The organism is Kitasatospora sp. NPDC058406, from assembly GCF_042722765.1.
Taxonomy (GTDB): domain Bacteria; phylum Actinomycetota; class Actinomycetes; order Streptomycetales; family Streptomycetaceae; genus Kitasatospora.
Map to the genome: position 1 here is coordinate 1 of NZ_JBHXKE010000198.1, position 18936 is coordinate 18936.

Here is an 18936-nt window from a genome sequence, read left to right on the forward strand (position 1 = left end):
AGCACCAGGTCGCGCCCCGCCCCGCCCCCAGGCAGGTCGCGATTTTCCGAGGGGTGGCTGAACGCCGCCGCTCCCCGCTCCATCACCTGTTCCACAAAAGCCGGAACGTAGGCGGGATCTGCCTGAGCCGATTCCCAGGCCCGCTGAATCCGCACGAAGTCGACGTCGCCCACCATCGCTCGGTCCAACCGCTCAGCAGCCGCCACGGCACCACTCCCTCGCTGAACGGCCCAGGGATCGACCGTGGGCAGCGGCTCGGTCTCGTCGACGGACTTGACCGGCCCGGACCCCTCGTGTGTGACAGCCCGGGCGAGTACCGGGGCGATGTTCTGGCGCCAGCCTGCTCGGGTGAGGAATCGCCGTCCCACCTCCTGCCATCGCCCTGTCCGCCAGAAGACCGCCGCCGCACAGCCGATGGTGACGATATTGATGAGTATTTGGACCACATCGAACTGCTCCGGCGATGTCCCGTCGAACCAGCGGAGGAAGAACCCCGCCGCATACATCAACACTACGGTGCCGACGTAGTAGGTGATGACCGTCGCAACGACGTTCAACAACGCCCGCCACAACAAAGGCCCAGTGGGTACCTTCGCCACTTCCGCCCGTTCAGGGTCGAGCTGCCGGTGCCCCTGGCGGAAGATGCCCGGGGCGGCTTCGGGGCGGGGGGCGGCGACCCAGGTGGGGAGGTCGAAGGGGAGCTGGGCCGGGGGCCGTGGGCGGGGCATGGGGGTGAAGGGGGTGGCGGTGGTCCGCTCGCCGTGGTTCTGTGCCCCGTCCGGTCCCATGTACGGCCCCGCTCCCTCGCCCGCCGGCCCGACCGCCGTCGGTGCCGCCATACCCATGCCGCCGCCCCGGCGACACGCCCGCGCTCAATGTAGTGGAGTGCGGGCCGCCGGTAGTCGCGTCGCCCGCGCTGGCCGCGCCGGACAAGTCGGACGGCGCAGTGCTACCGAGTGGCGCATGCCCGGCCGGGGAGGCCCGCCGTAGCCTGCGAAGCACCGAGCCGAGAAGTCTGGAGAAACCCATGAGCGCCGCAACGCCGCTCCCGCAGGAGCGCCGCCTGGTCACCGCGATCCCCGGTCCGAAGTCGCAGGAGCTGCAGGCCCGCAAGCTGGGTGCGGTGGCGGCCGGCGTCGGCACCACCCTGCCGGTGTACGTGTCCCGTGCCAACGGTGGCGTGCTGGAGGACGTGGACGGCAACTCGCTGATCGACTTCGGCTCCGGTATCGCCGTGACCAACGTCGGCAACAGCGCCGAGGCCGTGGTGGCCAAGGCGTCCGAGCAGTTGGCCGCCTTCACGCACACCTGTTTCATGGTGACCCCGTACGAGGGCTACGTCGCCGTGGCCGAGCAGCTCAACGAGCTGACCCCGGGCGACCACGACAAGCGCACCGCGCTGTTCAACTCGGGTGCCGAGGCCGTCGAGAACGCGGTGAAGATCGCCCGCGCGTACACCAAGCGCACCGCCGTCGTGGTGTTCGACCACGGTTACCACGGCCGCACCAACCTGACCATGGGTCTGACGGCGAAGAACATGCCGTACAAGCAGGGCTTCGGCCCGTTCGCCCCGGAGATCTACCGGGTGCCGGTGGCCTACCCGTACCGCTGGCTGACCGGTGCCGAGAACTGCGCCGCCGAGGCGGCCGCGCAGGCGATCGAGATCATCACCAAGCAGATCGGTGCCGAGAACGTCGCCGCGATCATCATCGAGCCGATCCAGGGCGAGGGCGGCTTCATCGAGCCGGCCAAGGGCTTCCTGCCGGCGATCGTGGAGTTCGCCAAGGACAACGGCATCGTCTTCGTCGCGGACGAGATCCAGACCGGCTTCTGCCGCACCGGCCAGTGGTTCGCGTGTGACGACGAGGGCATCGTCCCGGACCTGATCACCACCGCGAAGGGCATCGCCGGCGGTCTGCCGCTGGCCGCGGTGACCGGTCGCGCCGAGATCATGGACGCCGCGCACGCGGGTGGCCTGGGCGGCACCTACGGCGGCAACCCGGTGGCCTGCGCCGCCGCGCTGGGCGCCATCGAGACCATGAAGGAGCAGGACCTCAACGGCAAGGCGCAGCGGATCGGCGAGATCATGCTGGGCCGCCTGCGGGCGATGCAGGAGAAGTTCGACGTCATCGGCGAGGTCCGCGGTCGCGGCGCGATGGTCGCGGTCGAGCTGGTGAAGCCGGGCACCAAGGAGGCGAACGCCGAGGTCACCGCGGCCGTCGCCAAGGCGTGCCACGCGGAGGGCCTGGTGGTGCTGACCGCCGGCACCTACGGCAACGTGCTGCGTTTCCTGCCGCCGCTGGTCATGCCGGAGCACCTGCTGAACGAGGGCCTGGACATCATCGAGGGCGCTTTCGCCGCCGTCTGAGGTCCTCGCCGTCGACGGCACCGCAGTGCCCCGGGCGCCGTACAGGGGCGCCGCACGATACCCGCCGGAGGGATGTCCGGACAGCGCTGATCGGCCCGTGGGGACGCCCGTCCCCACGGGCCGTTCGGTTTCGCCGGACGGGCCGGTCGAGCAGGCATCCGGGCTCGGCGCCGCCCCGCGCGACCCCGGTGCGCCCCCGGTTCGAACGGCGATGCGGACCCCGATGCGGACCCCGTGTGGCGCCGGCTGCGGGGCGGTGAAGATGGTGTGCGGAATCGCTGAAGCTCCTCGGCCGTGCAAGGACCTTGACGTAGTGTCATCACAGATGGACAGCGAGCCCCAGCCGCTGGCGGTTCCGTACGCCGGCCGCGAGGACAACCAGGCCGTCCCCCGCGGGGCGGCACACACCGAAGGCCGATCGACCGACCGTCCGACCCACACCCCCCGGGACGCACGGAACGGCGATCATCAGAGCCGCCCCGGAGCTCTCCCCCCTGCTCCGGGGCGGCTGTCCCGCGTCCTCGGCCGTCCGGCGGTGCCGGTGCTGCTCGCGGTGGTGCTGGTGGTGGTGTCCTGGCAGGTGGCGGTGGACGGCCCGCTGCTCGGACTGGACCGCTGGGCGCGGAGCGCCGTCCGGGAGACCCGGCACGAGCTGCACAGCGCCCTGCTCAACCATCTCGGCAAGGCACTGTCCGACCTGGGCGGCGGCGCCGTGGCGGTGCCGGTGCTGTTCCTCGGCGGGGCCGTGGCCGCTTGGCGGGATCGCCTCGCGGGGGTGTCACGCTGGTGGTTGCCGGGCGCGGTCGCGGTGCTGACGGCCGGGCTGATCCCGCTGCTGGTGGTCCCGGCGAAGGCGTGGTTCGCGCGGCCCGGCCCGTTCGGGCTGCCGCTGGCGGCCGACCAGTGGGGCTGGTACCCGTCCGGGCACACCGCCACCGCGACGCTCGCGTACGGGGTGGCGGCGCTGCTGCTGGCCCGGACGGCAGGGCCCCGCTCGCGGCGCCGACTGGCGGAGGGGGCGGCTCTCCTGTCGGCGGGCGTGGGGCTGGGGCTGGTGTGGAGCGACTATCACTGGCTGCTGGACGTGGTGGCCAGCTGGTGCCTGGGCGGGCTGGTCCTCCTGGCCCTCGCCCGGTGGCTCCCGGCCCGCCGTCGACCGGGTGGTCCCGGCTCCCCGACGGGCCGCTGACGGGCTCAGCTCTCGGCCGGCTCCTCGTCGTTCCGGTGGACGAGGCCGGTCTCGCCGTTGTCGCGCCGCCACTCGACGACCAGCTCGTCGCGGGCGCCGAAGCGGACCAGGTGGCGTCCGACCACGTCCTCCAGGCCCGGAAGGTTCGCGGTCTCGCCCTCGACCGCGAGCAGCAGTGCGTCGGGGGTGGCCTCCAGCGTGGCGGTGCCCAGACCGAAGGTGAGGGTGCCGCGGCCGGTCTCCTCGGACCAGTCGGCCTGGATCTTGCGGCCCATGTGGGCGGCGAGCTGCTTGGCGTAGCGGGCGGAACGGTCGGTGGCGACGCGTGCTTCGGAGCGGGGCATTGGCTCTCCAAGGTGCGGGGAGGGAACTTAGGTCGCCCTCACTCGGGCTACGCTAACCCAGATACTGAGCCTGGCTCAACATTTTTCGGCCCGCGGTCCGCAACCGGTTCCCGACCTGCCCTCGAACGGCTCCCGCCCGGCTCCGGAGCGGCCCCCGGTCCTGGCCCCGGCCTCCTTCGACCCCGGTCCCGCGCCCGAGGCGGCCGATACCCTTGGCCGAACACCTGCCGAGGAGATCCGCCCATGACCACCACGCCGACCGACGACGCGGCGAGCTCCTCCCCCGTTCCGAACACCGGCGCGAATCCCGAGGAAGCGAAGCGCGAGGAAACGAAGCGCGAGGAGGCGCTCCCCGGGGAAGCCGCTCCCGGGGAAGCGGGCTCCGGCGAGGCGAACGCCACCGAAGCGCGTGCCGCCGACACCGCCGCCGAGCTGGCCGACGCGATGACCCGGGCGATCAAGCGGATCCGCCGCCGCACCAGCGAGCGGCTGGAGCCCTACGGCATCACTCCCGGCCAGGGCCGCGCCCTGCGGGCCCTGGCGCACGTGCCCGGCTGCGAGCTGCCCGGCCGGGCGATGCGCCTGAGCGATCTCGCCGACCGGCTGCACATCGCCCCCCGCTCGGCCACCACCGTGGTCGACGCGCTGGAGGAGGCGGGAATGGTCGAGCGGGCCCCGGACCCCGCCGACCGCCGCGCCGTACGGATCGTGCTGACCGCGGCCGGCCGGTCGGCGGTGGAGCAGATCGGCCAGGTCCGGCACGAGGTGGCCCAGGAGTACTTCGGTCCGGTCAGCCCCGCCGACCAGGACGTGCTGCTGCGGGCACTGCGGACCGCCGAGGCCGCGTACGCGGCCACCACGCCGCCGTGCCGACCGTCCCCGGGCGCAGGGCGGTGATCCCGATCCCGGCGATCACCAGCAGCGCGGCGGCGCCGGCCAGGGGGCTGACCGGTTCTCCGAGCAGCAGCCAGGCCGAGGACATCCCGAACACCGGCACCAGCAGCGAGTAGGGCGCGACCGCGGTGGCGTCGTAGCTGCGCAGGAGGTAGCTCCAGGCGACGAACCCGAACAGGGTGGAGACCAGCCCGACGTAGCCGATCGCGCCCAGTCCGGCCGGGGTGATCTCGCGCAGCGCGCGCAGGTCGGCCTCCGGTCCCTCGACCAGCAGCGAGAGGCCGAGCAGTGGCAGCGGCGGGACGGCGCTGACCCAGACCATCCAGCGCAGCGCGTCCGGCGGGGCGGCCTTGCGGGTCAGCACGTTGGAGAGGCCCCAGGCGGTCGCGGCGAGGACGACCAGGACGAACGCGCCGACCGGTCCGCCGACGCCGCGGTCGACGGCGCTCAGTCCGATCCCGGCGAGCGCGACCGCCAGCCCGGTCAGCCGCCGCCCGCCGGGCCGCTCGCCCAGCAGGACGGCAGCGAACAGCGCGGTGAAGACGGCCTGCCCCTGGAGCACGAGGGAGGAGAGGCCGGCCGGCATCCCGGCGTGCATGCCCAGGAAGAGCAGACCGAACTTGACCACCCCGAGCACCAGGCCGACGGCGAGCACCCACCGCACGGCGACCCTGGGCGGGCCGATGAAGAAGATCGCCGGGACGGCGACCACGGCGAACCTCAGCGCGCAGAAGAGCAGGGGCGGGAAGTTCTGCAGGCCGACGTGGATGAGGACGAAGTTGAGGCCCCACACGGCGGCCACCAGGACGGCCAGGGCGATGTGACGCGGGCTCATGCCGGCGCCGGGGGCGGCCTGCGGGGTTGCGCTCATGGATCGAGGATGACCGCCGCCATCGTGCAGCACCAGCGATGAATACTGAAGGCCATGCTTAAGCGTTGCTGCATGATGGACCCATGATGGATCTGGGGCGCCTGCGGGCGCTGCACGCGGTGGCCGTGCACGGTTCGGTCGGCGGGGCGGCGGCGGCCCTCGGGTTCACCCCGTCCGCCGTCTCGCAGCAGATCGCCAAGCTGGAGCGGGAGACCAGGACGGTGCTGCTGGAACGTCAGGGCCGCGGGGTGGTGCTGACGGACGCCGCGCGCGAGCTGGCCGCCACCGCACAGGCGGTGCTGGGCCTGGTGGAACGGGCCGAGGTGCGGCTGGAGGAGCAGCGCGGCCAGGCGGTCGGGCGGCTGACGGTGGCCGCGTTCGCCACCGGCGCCCGGGGGCTGATGCCAGGAGTGCTGACCGATCTGCGCACGCGGTGCCCGGACCTGGACGTGCGGCTGCTGGAGAGCGATCCCTACCCGGCCGCCGATCTGGTGGCCCGCGGCGAGGTGGACCTGGCGCTGGTCCAGGACTGGCCGACGGTGCCGTTGCCGGTGCAGGAGGGACTCTCCCGGCTGGATCTCGGCCCCGACCCGGTGGACCTGCTGCTTCCCGCCGGCCATCCGCTGGCCGGACTCTCGGTGGTGCCGGTGGGCCGGCTCCGCGAGCAGCGCTGGATCAGCGTGCCGCCCGGCAACATCTGCCACGACTGGCTGGTCCGGACGCTGCGGGAGGCCGGTGAGGAGCCCGACGTCCACTACCGGGTCGGCGAGTTCGAGACCCAGATCGCGCTGATCGCGGCGGGGCTCGGCGTCGGTCTGGTGCCCCGACTGGGCCGGGGCGTGCTGCCGTCGGGCGTGGTCGCACGGCCGGTGGTCCCGGAGCCTGCCCGGCGGGTGTTCGCGCTCTGGCGCTCGCAGGCCTCGCGGCGCCCGGCGATCACCGAGGCCCTGGGCGCGCTGCAGGCGCGGTGGGCCGCCCGCGGCCGAGAGGTGACCGCGACCGAGAGGTGACCGCGGCCGGGAGGTGACCGTGGCCGGGAGGTGACCGTGGCCGGGAGGTGACGGCCTGACGGGCGCCCTGGCACCGGCGGCCCCGCCGTCAGCCGGCGAAGCCGATCACCAGCCACATGAAGCCCACACCGACGAGGGTGCAGAGCAGCGTGGAGCGCGAGGGGTGCGGGCTGTGTGCCTCGGGGAGGATGTCGGAGGTCGCCAGGTAGAGCAGGAAGCCGGCGAAGAACCCGAGGTAGAGGCCGAGCACGTGCTCGGAGATGGTGAACAGCAGGGTGATCGCCGCCCCCGTCACCGGCGCGATCGCGTCCGCCGCGAGCAGCGTCAGCGCCCGCCGTCGGTCGTTCCCGTAGAGCCGGGTCAGCGTGTAGGTGTTGAAGCCGTCGGCGAAGTCGTGGGCGACCACGGCGATCGCCACCACCGTCCCGACCGTGGTGCCGGCCTGGAAGGCCGCGCCGATCGCGAAGCCGTCCATCAGGCTGTGGCCGACCAGGGCGAGCGCCGCGGTGAGGCCCACGCCCTGCTGTCCGTCGAGGCCGGACCGGGTGCGGCCGTGGGAGTGGCCGTGCGCGTGGCCGGACACGGACCGCTGGCCGTGGGTGTGCTCGGCGTACTCGTCCTCGTGGCCGCGGTGAATGGCGACCGCCCGCTCGACGATGTGGATGGTCAGGAAGCCGGCCGCGAACATCAGCAGGGCCTGCGGCACCCCGTGGAACTCCTCGGGCGCCTGGTGCAGCGCCTCCGGGAGCAGGTCGAAGGCCACCACGCCGAGCATCAGCCCGGCGGCGAAGCCGAGCACCAGGTGGCGGCGGTCCCCGGTGCGCTGGGCGACCCAGCCGCCCAGCAGCGTCATCAGGAACGCCCCCGCCGCGACCAGGATCGCGGTCACCGCTCCTCCGCCGTGGCGGACCGTCTGTCCATTCCCTCTCCCCCGTGTCCCGCCCGTCCCCGGGCCGGCCGCCGGCCGGTGCCGGTCGGTCTCGCGAACCCGTCCGACGCCGGGTGCCGCCATTCGGCCGGGCCCCGGTTCACCCGGACGCCCGTGCCCCCAGCCTCACGCGGGCCACCGGGCGGCGCCCGCCGGACGGTCCGTCAGGGTGAGCCGCCGTGCGGGGTCCGTCCCGCTCAGAGCCCTGCGGCGAGCGGCAGGCCGAGGTGGGTGCGGGCCAGCTCGCGGACGCCCTCGCCGTCGACCAGGTGGATGTGCCGGTGCCCGTCCTCACCAGTGAGGTCGAGCGCGGCGTCGGTGAACCGGCCGGTGGTCAGCCGGAGCCCGCGCTCGGCCGACTCCTCCCGGACCGCTTCCGCCAGCGTCCGGATCTCCTCCTCACCCACCGCGTCCGTGCTGCGGGAGGCCCAGACCACCCAGCGGCCGGGCAGCGCGCTGCCGGCCGGTCCCTCACCGGTGGCGACCAGCCCTGCCCGGCCGCGCAGCCGGACGCTCCACTGCGCCAGCCCGCCCCGGGTGAGCAGTTCACGGACCAGTTGGGCGAACTCGTTGCCCGAGAGGTCCGGTGCGGCCGGCACGGCGGCGGCCGCCAGTGCGGCCGGTTCAACGACCACCCGGGCGTACGGGTCGGGGGTGACGGCCGCGCCCAGCCTGCGCAACCGGACGAGGGCCTCGTCCTGTTCGGCGTCCGCGTAGACGCCCTCGCCGTCCGGTTCCTCGTCGGGATCGGCCGGCGGCAGCAGCCTGGTGCGGGCCAGCGCGTCCCGGTCGGCGTCCACGCTCAGCAGGCAGTGCGGCTCGCCCGTACCCGGCTCGCGCAGCCAGCCGTTGAGCACGACGCCGGCCAGTATCTCGTCGGTGTCGACCGCGTCGGCGGCCTGGAGCGCGCGCAGCGCCAGCCTGGCGACCAGGCGCAGGTAGTCGGCGGCCCGGTCGGCGGGCGGGCGCGGCACCGGGAGGATCTCGCCGTCGGCACCGAGCCGGTAGCCGGCCAGCGAGGGCGCGACGTCGAGGGACGGCAGGTCGAGGTCGAGCACGGCGGTCCGGGTCAGCGGACGGTAGACGGCCCGGCAGGGGGCGGGCAGGTCCTGGGTCGCGGTCTCGGCCGAGGCGAGCGCCCGCTCCAGCAGCGATTCGACGGCGGCCGGCTCGGCCAGCCGGTACGCCCGGCGGCACTCCTCCAGCGACTCGTTGTACTCGCGGACCGCGCGCGCCCGGGCCTGCTCGGACTCCTCGTGGGCCCGCCGCTGCCCGTCCACGGCCGGGCTGCCGGACTCGGCCCGCCGGGTACGCCACTCGCGCAGGGTGCGCTGGTGGGTGAGCCGGGCCTGGGCCAGCTCGCGCTGGTAGCCGGAGTCCAGCAGCCGGCGGGACGGGGCCTCGTCGGGGTCGGCGGCCGGCGGTCCGGCGGGGGCGAAGTCCTCCCAGCGCGGTTCCGGGTCCTCGCCCGGCCCGGCCGCAGGACCGTCGGAGGGGTAGGGCCGCGGCTCGTAGCGGCGCAGCTGGCTCTCGAAGTCCATGGCCGAGACGGGCAGGGCGGCCCGCCGCAGCAGGTCGGCCAGCCGCTCGTGCTCGGCCTGGACGGTGAGCGTGCGGTGGTGCGTCAGCGCGGCGGCGCGGGCGTGCGCGGCGACGGCCTCGTCACCGCCCGCGCCGTACGGGTCGTCAGGTGCGGGGCCCGGCGGCGCACCGCCCGGCCCCGTGTCGGCGGCGGCACCGGCGGGGCTGTCGGGCCGGCCGTCCCCGTCCGGCCCGTCAACCCCGAGGTCGCGGAAGACCGAGGCCAGGAAGCCCGGTCGGGGGGCCGTGAGCGCACCGTCGGACTGGCCGTCTGCTGAGTACTGCATCGGTGGTCGTTCCCCCATGCTCGTCCGGCGCCTGCCCGGGGCATCCGGCGACCCCGAGGTCGGCCCCTGCCGGACATTGTCCACCGAACGGACGCACCGGTCAGCCAAGCCTCTCAGTTGGTGCGGGTGTTGGTCAGGTGCAGGCCGATGTAGCCGACATAGATCCGGCCACTGCCCGAGCAGTCGTCGAGGTAGTGCAGCCTGGGCGCGGTGCGACCGCCGCCGATCCGCAGGTGGGCACCCATGAACGCGCGCCGCGAGGCGTCGACGCACTCGGGCACCGGCAGCATCCGTTCGCGTTTCCACTTGGTGTGGCTGAACACCGTCCGGGACTCCCCGCGCACCGCCTTGCGGGGCGGGAAGCGGTGACAGCCGGCCGGGGTGCGCTCGCACCACTGCTTGAAGTCACCGCCGGCCCGGCCGCGTACGGCGGCCTCGGCGTACTCCTGGAGCGCCGTCAGGCCGTCCCAGGTGAGCCGGGCCCAGCCGGTGCCGGTGCAGCGCAGTTCGTCGAGGGCGATGGCGGCCTTCTGGTCGCCGGTGAAGGTGAGCAGCGGGAACTCGCCCAGCCGGGCCATCAGCTCGGTGAAGGTGGCGGGGGTGTCGGTCGGCGCGGCCCGTCGGCCGGAGCGCCGCCCGGCGCCGGCGGGAGCGGGCGGCGGGCACCCGCGTGTAGTCGGTGATCCGGCACCCGCGGCGACCGGCGCCGGTCCGGCCGCTCCGCCGGGAATGGTGGGGAAGGTGCAGAGGCGGCCGGACGGCGCACGCCCCCGGCCTGCGCGACGGCGCTCGCGGCGCAGGCTGTGCCGGACCCGCTCCAGTTCGTCGGCCCGGGCCTGCTGCTCGGCGAGGTCCTGCCGCTCCTCGTGGGCGAGGGCCGCCGACTCGGCCCCGGCGACGGCGTCCGGGCCGGCAGCGACCCGGTCCGACGAGGTTCCGGCCGGGGAGCCGGCCGGGTGTTCCGGCGACCCCGTCGGGGCCGGGGCCGAGCACGACGCCGGAGCCTGGTTCTCGGTCCGGCTCCGGGTGGCAGGTCGGGGCGAGGACGGGACGACCCTGAGGACCGGGACGGCGGCCAGGACGGGTGGCAGCGGCAGCTCGGCGGCGATCCGGCGAGGCTCGCGGGCCAGCAGTCCCGCGGCCCGGCGGAGGTCCTCCTCGATCCGGCGCCTCGCCAGTACGGGGTGCCGCACGCCGTCCTGCCGGGAGGCCGGGTCGACCTCGGGCAGGTAGGTGCGCACCGCGCCGCCGTAGACGGCGTGGTGCTCCAGCGCGACGTTGAACCTGGTCCGGGCGCCCGGGTCGAGGACGTACACGGTGGCCAGCCCCGGCAACTGGTCACTGAGCGGGCCGACCACCTCCGCCATCCACTCGCCGACGGAGTGGCCGACCGGGACGCTGGCCACCACGGTGGGCATCCGGCGGTCGGGGTCGCAGAGTTCGTCGATCAGGTCGTCGACCCCTGTCACGGTGAGTACCCGTGGCACGGTCTGGACGGCGACCGGCCCGTCGGCGGCGTCCAGGAGCGGAAGCAGGGTGCGGGCGAGTTCGGGCACGGGGACCCGGCAGGGCGTCCGTACACCGCTGTCGGTGGTGTGCGTCTCGGCCTCCAGCCGGACCCAGGTCGGTCCTGCGGGGCCGGTCGCGACGGTGAGGGTGAGCTGGCCGGTCCCGTGCGGAGCGGGTGTGCGGAGCCGTCGGCGGTCGTAACGGCCGGTGTCCGGGTCCCGGCCCGGGCCCGCCCCGGGGCCGGCGGCCGGGAGGAATCCGGGGCGGAGCGAGCCGCTGTCACGGTCGAGCAGGACGCGGTCGCCGAGCCGGAGGCGTTCGGCCACCGGGCCGCGCCCGGGTCTGTCCGCGGCGGGTACGTCGGTCGAGGCGGGTACGTCGGGTGAGGCGGGAACGTCGGGTGAGAGGACGGGCGGACGGGCGGAGAAGGTGGCCGACGGAGTGACGACGGGCGCGGGTGCGACGGACGGGGGTTCCTCGCACCCCTCCTGTTTCAGCCAGTCGGCGAGGTGCCGGTCGGCCAGGGCAACGGCTTCGGCGTGCGGGAGCGCGGTGGTGACGGTCATCCGGTAGGGCGTCGCGGGGCCTCTGGAGCCGGGGGGACCGGCATGGGCGGGCGACGACGGAAAGCGGTCCGAGGTCATGCGCGTACCTCCGTGAAGGCGGTGGTGGGGTCCGGTGTCCTCCATCGATGGGTCATTGGTCCGGTTCGCCGGACCTTGCCCAGGAAACGCCATGACCCGGAGCGGAAGTTCCGACTCCGGGCCACGTCAATACGTTCGAGTGAATCTGCTCAAGCCGCCCCGCATGGTCGGCGGCGATCTGCTCCAGTCCCGACGACTCCTCCGGCCGGACGTCCGGCCGGGCGTCCGGCCGGGGTTCGGTGAGGTCTCCGGGCTCAGTCCTCGCAGCGCTCCGCACCGCTCCGGATCCACTCCGGCTCCGTGACCGGCACGGCCAGCGGGCACCCCTCCGGCGCCTCGTAGGTGGCGACCAGGACGACGGGCACCGTCCCGCGGTTGTGACCGACGTGGATGTACGCGGGCCCGCCCAGCTCGACCAGCGAGTCCCCGGCGTGGCTGACCTCGATCCGGCCGTCGTGCAGGGTACGGGTGAGCGTCCCGGACAGCACCACGACGTCGACCCGGCCCGGGTGGAAGTGCCAGCCGGTGTCGTCCCCCGGGGCCAGTGTGATGGTCTGGACGACGGGCATCGCGGCCTCGGTTCCCTGGTCGGCGGATCCGACCAGGCTAGACAGGGCGCACCGGGCTCGAAACCGGTCGTTCCGGATCTGTCCGAAAACTCGTCCGGAACCGGCACGACCGCACGGCCCCGCCCGTCGGGGGTGTGCGAAGGCGCACCGCACGCCGGATGCGTGCCCCGCCGCTCCCCCGCTCCGCTGCACTCCCGGGATCAGCGGCTCAGACCGGCACCTCGACGAACGTCCGGCCCGCCGCCACCGCGACCGCCGTGCCGCCGGTCGCCTCGGCCAGCCAGGTGTGGAACGCCCCGACCTCCGGTTCCGGCACGCCGACCTCGATCCGCACCCCGGCCGCCCCGTAGCCGAGGTCGCTCACCGTGTAACCGGCCGCCCGCAGGTCGTTCTCGACCCGCCCGGCCCGGGTGTGGTCGGCCGTCACGGCCAGCAGCGCGACCGGCCGCCGCTCCAGCAGTCCGACCTCGTCCAGCGCCTCCGACACCGCGCTGCCGTACGCCCGCACCAGACCGCCGGCGCCCAGCTTGATCCCGCCGAAGTACCTGGTCACGACGGCGGCCGTGTCGGTGACCCCGCGCCGGCGCAACACCTCCAGCATCGGCACACCGGCCGTCCCGCCGGGCTCGCCGTCGTCGCTGGAGCGCTCGCGGCGCTGCTCCTCGCCGACGACGAAGGCGGTGCAGTTGTGCCGGGCGTCCCAGTACTGCCGACGGATGCCGGCGATGAACGCCTGGGCCTCCTCCTCGTCGGCGACCCGGGCGAGGTGGCAGATGAACCGCGACTTCTTGATCTCGGTCTCGTGGCTGCCCGCGCCCCGGACGGTGAGGTACTGCCTGGGGGTCGGCTCCGGCGTGGCGGACATGGCGCGGTGGTTCTCCCGGAGGACGACGAGGCTGGCGGGCATCCCGGACGAGCGGTCCGGGCGGCTCAGCCAGCCTAACCCCCGGCCACCGGCCGGCCGCCTCGTCACCGGGCCCGGGCCGGGCCCGGTCAGCGACCGGCCAGCGCCTCCAGCCGGGCCCGGTCCAGGCCGGTCGCCGCGGCGACCTCGCCGAGGTCGACCGCACCGCAGTCCAGCCCGCGCAGCAGGTGGCCGCTGAGGGCCCGCGCGGTGGCCGGCTCGTCCATCACGTCGCCGCCCGCCTTGGCGACGTAGGCGGCCAACCGGGCACCGGCGGCGGCCACCCCCTCGCGGTAGAAGGAGTAGACGGCGGCGTAGCGGGTCGGCAGGTGCGCCGGGTGCATGTCCCAGCCCTGGTAGTAGGCCCGGGCCAGCGATCGGCGGACCAGGTCGTGGTGGAGCTTCCAGGCGGCGTGCACCTGCGCGGTGGAGCCGGTCGGGATCACGTTGGTGGACCCGTCCGAGAGCCGGACCCCGGTACCGGCGGCGGCCACCTGCATCACCGCCTTGGCGTGGTCGGCGACCGGGTGGTCCAGGCTCTGGTACGCGGCGCCGACCCCGCAGGAGGCGCTGTAGTCGAAGGTCCCGTAGTGCAGGCCGGTGGCCCGGCCACCGGCCGCCTCGATCATCCGGGCGACGGTGGCCCGCCCGTCCGGGCCGAGGATCGCCTGGGTGGTCTCGATCTGGATCTCGAAGCCGATCCGCCCGGCCGGCAGTCCGGCGGCGTGCTCGAAGTCGGCCAGCAGTCGGACCAGGGCGGTGACCTGCTCGGCGTAGGTCACCTTGGGCAGGGTCAGCACCAGCCCCTCGGGCAGGCCGCCGTCCGCGAGCAGGGTGCCGAGGAAGAGCTCCAGCGTGCGGATACCCCGGTCGCGGACGGCCGCTTCCATGCACTTGATCCGGATGCCGACGTACGGCGGTGCGCTTCCGTCCGCCACCGCCGCGGCGACCAGCTCGGCGGCCCGGACGGCGGCGGCGTCCTCCTCCGCGTCGGGGCGTGCGCCGTAGCCGTCCTCGAAGTCGATCCGCAGGTCCTCGACCGGCTCGCGTTCCAGCTTGGCCCGGACCCGGGCGTGCACGTCGGCGAGCAGCGCGTCGTCCGCCGCACCGAGCGCCCGGGCCAGCTCGGCCGGGGTACCGGCGTGGGTGTCGAAGACCTCCAGCGCCTGCCGGCCCCACGTCCGCACGGTGTCGGCGGCGAAGGCGTCGGCCGGGACGTAGATGGTGTGGACCGGCTGACGGGTGCCCGGGTCACCCGGGTAGCGGCGGGCCAGGTCGGCGTCGACCGGGGCGAGCAACGCTTCCACCGCGGTGCGGGCGGCGGCGGAGAACGCGGCTCCGCCCGTCGGCCCGGTACCGCCCACCTCGACCTGCGACATCCGTACTCCTCACGCCGGCATGCGCGCGGGGCCCGTGCCAGGCCGGCGCTTCAACAGTTTGTTGAGGTGAAGGTAGACCGGCCCGGGTCGGGCGTCAATGGCCGACCGGACGGCGGACCGGCGATCGGGTGACGGGGAGCGGGGAGCGAGGAACGGGGAGCGGGGGACTCGCCTCGTGGGAGGCGGGCGGCCTGCGGCGGGGTCAGTCCCGCCCCGAGGCCGCGTAGCGGTCACGCAGCTCCGGGATGAGCTCGGCGACCTCCTTCGGGTGCACCGACCCGTCCGCACGGTTGCCGATCACGCCGTACTCCCTGGTCAGCCAGTCGGCCAGCCGCTGCGGATCGGGCTGGTTCTCGAAGGTGTCGATGTAGCTGACCAGGGCCGCGTACACGACCTCCGGGTCCAGCCGGTACGAGCCCGGACGCGGCACGGGGCCGATCGGACGCTCCGCCGGCCCGTCGAAGGCGGGATCCTCCTGGAACTCCGGCGCATAGCCCTGCTCCGCGACGCTCTCCGCGTAATCGGCCTGCTCGACGTAGCCGTCCTGCTCGGGGTACTCGGCCTCGTCGGCGTAACCGGTCCGGCCGGCCTGCCCGGCGTACGGCGCCGCGGCCGACCCGCCCTGCGCGGCGGCGGCGACCGGCTGCGGCTCCGGCTCGGACTCCGTCGGACGCGGCGGCTTGAACCACGGCGAGGCCTGGCCGGGCACCCGGCCGCCCGGCGCGCCGTCGTCCTGATGGCCCGTGGTCCGCACCGCCCGTTCGGTCCAGACGTTCAGCTCCTCACGGGGCTGCGGCGGGGTCTGCTGCTCCTCCCCCTCCGGTTCCTGAACCGCCCGCAACCGCACCGCGGCGAGCTTGGCCAGCATCGGCGCGGCCACCTCCGCCGGCATCGGCGCCACCGCGGAAGGGGCCGCCGAGACCGGGGCCGCCACGGGCTCGGCCTGCGGCCTGGCCTCCTGGGCCTGCTGCTGCGGCGCCCGCTGCACCCCGGCCCGACCGGGCTGCTCCGGCTGCGGGTCGTGGGCCTGCGGTTGCGGCGCCGCCGGCACCGCGGCCTGCGGTCCGGCCGGAACCCCGACCCGGAGCGCGGACGACGCGTCCGCCTGCGGCCCGTTCTGGACGGCGGCCGGCGCGAGCGCACCCGCCGCGCGGCCGTCGTGGACCTCGTGAACCTCGTGGACCTCTCGGGACGCCGGCACCTCGCTCAGCGTCCGCCCCTCCTCGTCCAACCCGTCGAGCACCGCCAGATCGAGCGGAACCCCGTACTTGGCCAGCTTGAGCGGCAGCAGTGCCTGGATCGGCGCCGAGCGGCGCCAGCCGCGCCCGTACCGGAAGCGCAGCTGTGCCCGGTAGACGAGCCGGTTCTGCTCCAACCGCACGACCTCGTCGTACGAGCGCAGCTCCCAGAGCTTCATCCGACGCCAGAGCCGGAAGGTCGGCACCGGGGAGAGCACCCAGCGCATCAGCCGGACCGACTCCATGTGCCGGTCCGCGGTGATCGCGGCGATCCGCCCGACGGCGTGCCGGGAGGCCTCGACCACGACGACGAACAGCACCGGGATGACCGCGTGCATCCCCATGCCGAGCGGGTCGCCCCAGGAGGCGGCGGCGTTGAAGGCGATGGTGGCGACGGTCAGCAGCCAGGCGGTCTGCCGCAGCAGGGGGAAGGGTATGCGCAGCCAGGTCAGCACCAGGTCCAGCGCGAGCAGGACCACGATGCCGGCGTCCACACCGATGGGGAACGCGTAGGAGAAGCTGCCGAAGCCCTTCTCCGCGGCCAGGTCCCGCACGGCGCTGTACGACCCGGCGAAGCCGATGCCGGAGATGAGGCAGGCCCCGGCGGCCACGACGCCGAGCAGGCCACGGTGGGCCTTGGTGAGCGATGGGCGTGCCATAACGTCAATCAACCCCTGGATGTCGGCTGCGGCCGTACGCTGCCCCGGCTACCGGTTCCCGCTTGTCGGGGTGCCGGGGCTGAGCAACCTCCGGGCTCGGCCCACCGGAGTTTACTCGTACACCTGTTTCAGCGTTTCCGCAGCCCGGAGTGTCACCTCCGGCACCGGCTCGCGTCCGGGGGAACGGGCGATCTGTCAGCCGGTCCGCTCGGCCGACCCGTTGAGGTAGGCGAGCACCGCCATGACCCGGCGGTTGGCGTCCTCGGCCGGGGCGAGCTCCAGCTTGGTGAAGATGTTGGCGATGTGCTTCGCCACCGCACCGTCGCTCACCACCAGCCGGGCGGCGATGGCGGAGTTCGAACAGCCCTCCGCCATGAGCTCCAGCACCTCGCGCTCCCGCGGCGAGAGCCGCTGGAGCGGACCCGGCCGCCGGGACGTGCTCTGCATCAGCTTGGCGATGACGTCCGGGTCCATCGCCGTACCGCCGGCGGCCACCCGTCGGACCCCGTCGATGAACTGGTCGGCGTTGAAGACCCGGTCCTTCAGCAGGTAGCCGATCCCGCCGGTGCCGTCCGCCAGCAACTCCCGCGCGTACAGCTGCTGGACGTGCTGCGACAGCACCAGCACCGGCAGGCCCGGGATCCGCTTCCTCGCCTGGAGCGCCGCCTGAAGTCCCTCGTCGGTGAGCGTCGGCGGCAGCCGGACGTCGACCACGGCGACGTCCGGGCGGTGCGTCAGCAGGGCGTCCAGCAGTTCCGGGCCGGTCTCGACGGCCGCCGCGATGGTGAAGCCGTGCGCTTCCAGCAGCCGGATCAGACCTTCGCGAAGGAGGTAGAGGTCCTCGGCGAGGACAACTCGCACGGCAGCTCCAGGGTGATGGTGGTCGGACCGCCCGACGTGCTGTCGATGGCGAGGACACCGTCGAAGGTACCCAATCGGCGCTCGATCCCGCGCAGCCCGGTCCCCCTCCCCGGATCCGCCACACCGACCCCGTCGTCCGTCACGGTCACCCGCAGCCGCCCGGCCCGGTACATGATGTCCACCCACACCTGTTCCGCACCCGAATGCTTGGCCGCGTTGGCCAGCAACTCGCAGATGCTGAAGTACGCCGTCGCCTCCACCGGCGCCGGCGGGCGGTCCGGCAGGCTGACGCAGACCTCGGTCGGCAGCGCGGAGTCCAGTGCCAGCGCACGGACCGCGTCACCCAGGCCGCGCTCGGCAAGCACCGGCGGGTGGATGCCGCGGACCAGGTCCCGCAGTTCCTGGAGCGCCCGGGCCGAGGACTGCCTGGCCTCGGAGAGGAGCTCCCGCGCCGCCTTCGGATCGGTCTCCATCAGGTGCTCGATCGTGCCCAGCGTCATCCCTATCGCCACCAGCCGGGCCTGCGCACCGTCGTGCAGGTCCTGCTCGATCCGGCGCAGTTCGGCCGCCTGGCTGCCGACGGCGTCGGCCCGGGTCTCGGTCAGCTCCGCCACCCGCTTGGTCAGCTGGGCGTGCGAGGCCCGTCCGTCCTGGTCCAGGACCCGGCGTGCGAGCTCCGCGTAGGCCCGCACCGCGTACGGCGACGCCACCACGGCCAGGCCGATCAGTGCCAGCCCGATCAGGACCGACGCCAGCACCGTGCCGGTGGGCACCGGCCCGTAGTCCTGGTAGCCGTCCACCGCGTTGATCAGGTACGCCACCCCGGCGACCAGCAGTCCGGACACCATCGCCGCCATGGCAGCGACCGCGAGCGGGCCGACCAGCAGCCAGAGGATCTCCGACCGCGTCGCCCGGTCCCGCGCCGACCAGTGCAGCAGCTGCGCCAGCCTCGCCACGGAGTGGGACCGGTGGTACGAGTAGCCCGTCCACCAGTGGCCGCGCTCGTCCGCCTCCAGCGCCGGTCGGGGGCTGTACTCGACCGGCAGCCGGATCCCGTACCACCGGACGAGCTGGGCCCGCGTTCGGTCCGCGCACCGGCGGACGAAGAGGCCCGCCACCGTGGCACCCGCCGTCAGCCCGGCGACCAGTGCGAAGAGAGCCCCGGGGTAGTAGTTCTCCATGGCCCAGGCGGCGGTGCCACCCGCGAAGAACGCCCCCAGGACCGGCAGCACGACGACCGGCGCCATGCCCAGGACCAGCCCCGAGAGCCGCGCCAGCCCGCGGCCGCCCGACGCCAGCGCAGTCTCGGCCTGGGCGCGCACGGTGCCGCCGCTGAATCGACTCTCTGCTGTCACGGGTACTCCTGGTGCTGGTGCTGGTCCTGATGTCGCCGGCCGACTCCGACCGCCGTGGTCAAGTCTTCCGTCCCACCGCCGGCCGGGCACTGGCCGTCCTACCCCGAATCCGGGGTGGTGCTAGGTCCACCCCTGGCGGTGGGGGGGTGACGATCCGTCCGTCGCCGCAATTCCCGTCGACTTCTCTCGATTTCTCTCGACTTCTCCGGAAACGCAAAGAACCCCCGTCCGTATCCCGGACGGGGGTTCTTCACAATGATTGTTCGGCGGCGTCCTACTCTCCCACAGGGTCCCCCCTGCAGTACCATCGGCGCTGTGAGGCTTAGCTTCCGGGTTCGGAATGTAA

15 protein-coding genes, 1 rRNA gene and 1 pseudogene are annotated in these 18936 nt (G+C 74.1%); 4 read left to right on the forward strand and 13 right to left on the reverse strand.

Features of this window, described 5'->3' with window-relative positions; all coding sequences use genetic code 11:
* Positions 1–788 (reverse strand): annotated as a pseudogene (locus ACFWOG_RS30360) (hypothetical protein); the annotation flags it as partial.
* Between the two features lie 239 nt (positions 789–1027).
* Between ACFWOG_RS30360 and gabT the strand changes: the two are divergent.
* Complete coding sequence (gene gabT / locus ACFWOG_RS30365) at positions 1028–2368, forward strand: 4-aminobutyrate--2-oxoglutarate transaminase (protein WP_329877488.1); 1341 nt, start codon at positions 1028–1030, stop codon at positions 2366–2368.
* A gap of 325 nt (positions 2369–2693) precedes the next feature.
* Positions 2694–3557 carry a phosphatase PAP2 family protein gene (locus ACFWOG_RS30370; protein WP_380362124.1) on the forward strand — a complete coding sequence of 288 codons (864 nt, stop codon included), beginning with the start codon at positions 2694–2696 and terminating at the stop codon, positions 3555–3557.
* A 5-nt stretch (positions 3558–3562) separates the two neighbouring features.
* Here ACFWOG_RS30370 and ACFWOG_RS30375 read toward each other — a convergent pair whose 3' ends face one another.
* Complete coding sequence (locus ACFWOG_RS30375; RefSeq protein ID WP_329877485.1) at positions 3563–3901, reverse strand: DUF2218 domain-containing protein; 339 nt, start codon at positions 3899–3901, stop codon at positions 3563–3565.
* A gap of 243 nt (positions 3902–4144) precedes the next feature.
* Between ACFWOG_RS30375 and ACFWOG_RS30380 the strand changes: the two genes are divergently transcribed.
* On the forward strand, positions 4145–4798 hold the full coding sequence (locus tag ACFWOG_RS30380; protein ID WP_380362127.1) for a MarR family winged helix-turn-helix transcriptional regulator: 654 nt from the start codon (positions 4145–4147) through the stop codon (positions 4796–4798).
* On the opposite strand, the gene ACFWOG_RS30385 is transcribed toward ACFWOG_RS30380, so the two are convergent.
* Positions 4692–5630 (reverse strand): EamA family transporter, encoded by a 939-nt coding sequence (locus ACFWOG_RS30385; RefSeq protein ID WP_329877574.1) that lies wholly within the window; start codon positions 5628–5630, stop codon positions 4692–4694. The two genes, ACFWOG_RS30380 and ACFWOG_RS30385, sit on opposite strands and share 107 nt — an antisense overlap.
* 119 nt (positions 5631–5749) lie before the next feature.
* Here ACFWOG_RS30385 and ACFWOG_RS30390 point away from each other — a divergent pair, with 119 nt between their 5' ends.
* On the forward strand, positions 5750–6676 hold the full coding sequence (locus ACFWOG_RS30390) for a LysR family transcriptional regulator (protein ID WP_380362129.1): 927 nt from the start codon (positions 5750–5752) through the stop codon (positions 6674–6676).
* 88 nt (positions 6677–6764) lie between these two features.
* Here ACFWOG_RS30390 and ACFWOG_RS30395 read toward each other — a convergent pair whose 3' ends face one another.
* The 10 genes from ACFWOG_RS30395 to rrf all read right to left on the reverse strand — a co-directional run.
* Positions 6765–7529: a ZIP family metal transporter gene (locus tag ACFWOG_RS30395; RefSeq protein ID WP_380362144.1), complete on the reverse strand. Its 765-nt coding sequence runs from the start codon at positions 7527–7529 to the stop codon at positions 6765–6767.
* Positions 7530–7801: 272 nt separating this feature from the next.
* Positions 7802–9472: a restriction endonuclease gene (locus ACFWOG_RS30400; protein ID WP_380362131.1), complete on the reverse strand. Its 1671-nt coding sequence runs from the start codon at positions 9470–9472 to the stop codon at positions 7802–7804.
* Between the two features lie 113 nt (positions 9473–9585).
* The gene (locus ACFWOG_RS30405) at positions 9586–11547 is read right to left on the reverse strand and encodes a hypothetical protein (RefSeq protein WP_380362133.1); all 1962 of its coding nucleotides are present in this window, start codon (positions 11545–11547) and stop codon (positions 9586–9588) included.
* Positions 11548–11879: 332 nt separating this feature from the next.
* Positions 11880–12194: a cupin domain-containing protein gene (locus ACFWOG_RS30410; RefSeq protein WP_329952562.1), complete on the reverse strand. Its 315-nt coding sequence runs from the start codon at positions 12192–12194 to the stop codon at positions 11880–11882.
* A 208-nt stretch (positions 12195–12402) separates the two neighbouring features.
* Positions 12403–13059 (reverse strand): YigZ family protein, encoded by a 657-nt coding sequence (locus ACFWOG_RS30415; RefSeq protein ID WP_329877572.1) that lies wholly within the window; start codon positions 13057–13059, stop codon positions 12403–12405.
* A 128-nt stretch (positions 13060–13187) separates the two neighbouring features.
* A complete protein-coding gene (locus ACFWOG_RS30420; RefSeq protein ID WP_380362136.1) occupies positions 13188–14477 on the reverse strand; it encodes a DUF6986 family protein in 1290 nt (429 codons plus the stop codon).
* 202 nt (positions 14478–14679) lie between these two features.
* On the reverse strand, positions 14680–16374 hold the full coding sequence (locus ACFWOG_RS30425; protein ID WP_380362138.1) for a DUF2637 domain-containing protein: 1695 nt from the start codon (positions 16372–16374) through the stop codon (positions 14680–14682).
* A gap of 195 nt (positions 16375–16569) precedes the next feature.
* On the reverse strand, positions 16570–17235 hold the full coding sequence (locus ACFWOG_RS30430; protein ID WP_329877469.1) for a response regulator transcription factor: 666 nt from the start codon (positions 17233–17235) through the stop codon (positions 16570–16572).
* The gene (locus ACFWOG_RS30435) at positions 17187–18590 is read right to left on the reverse strand and encodes a sensor histidine kinase (RefSeq protein WP_380362141.1); all 1404 of its coding nucleotides are present in this window, start codon (positions 18588–18590) and stop codon (positions 17187–17189) included. Before ACFWOG_RS30435 ends, ACFWOG_RS30430 begins: the two co-directional genes overlap by 49 nt.
* Before the next feature lie 261 nt (positions 18591–18851).
* Positions 18852–18936, reverse strand: a 5S ribosomal RNA gene (gene rrf, locus ACFWOG_RS30440); the annotation flags it as partial.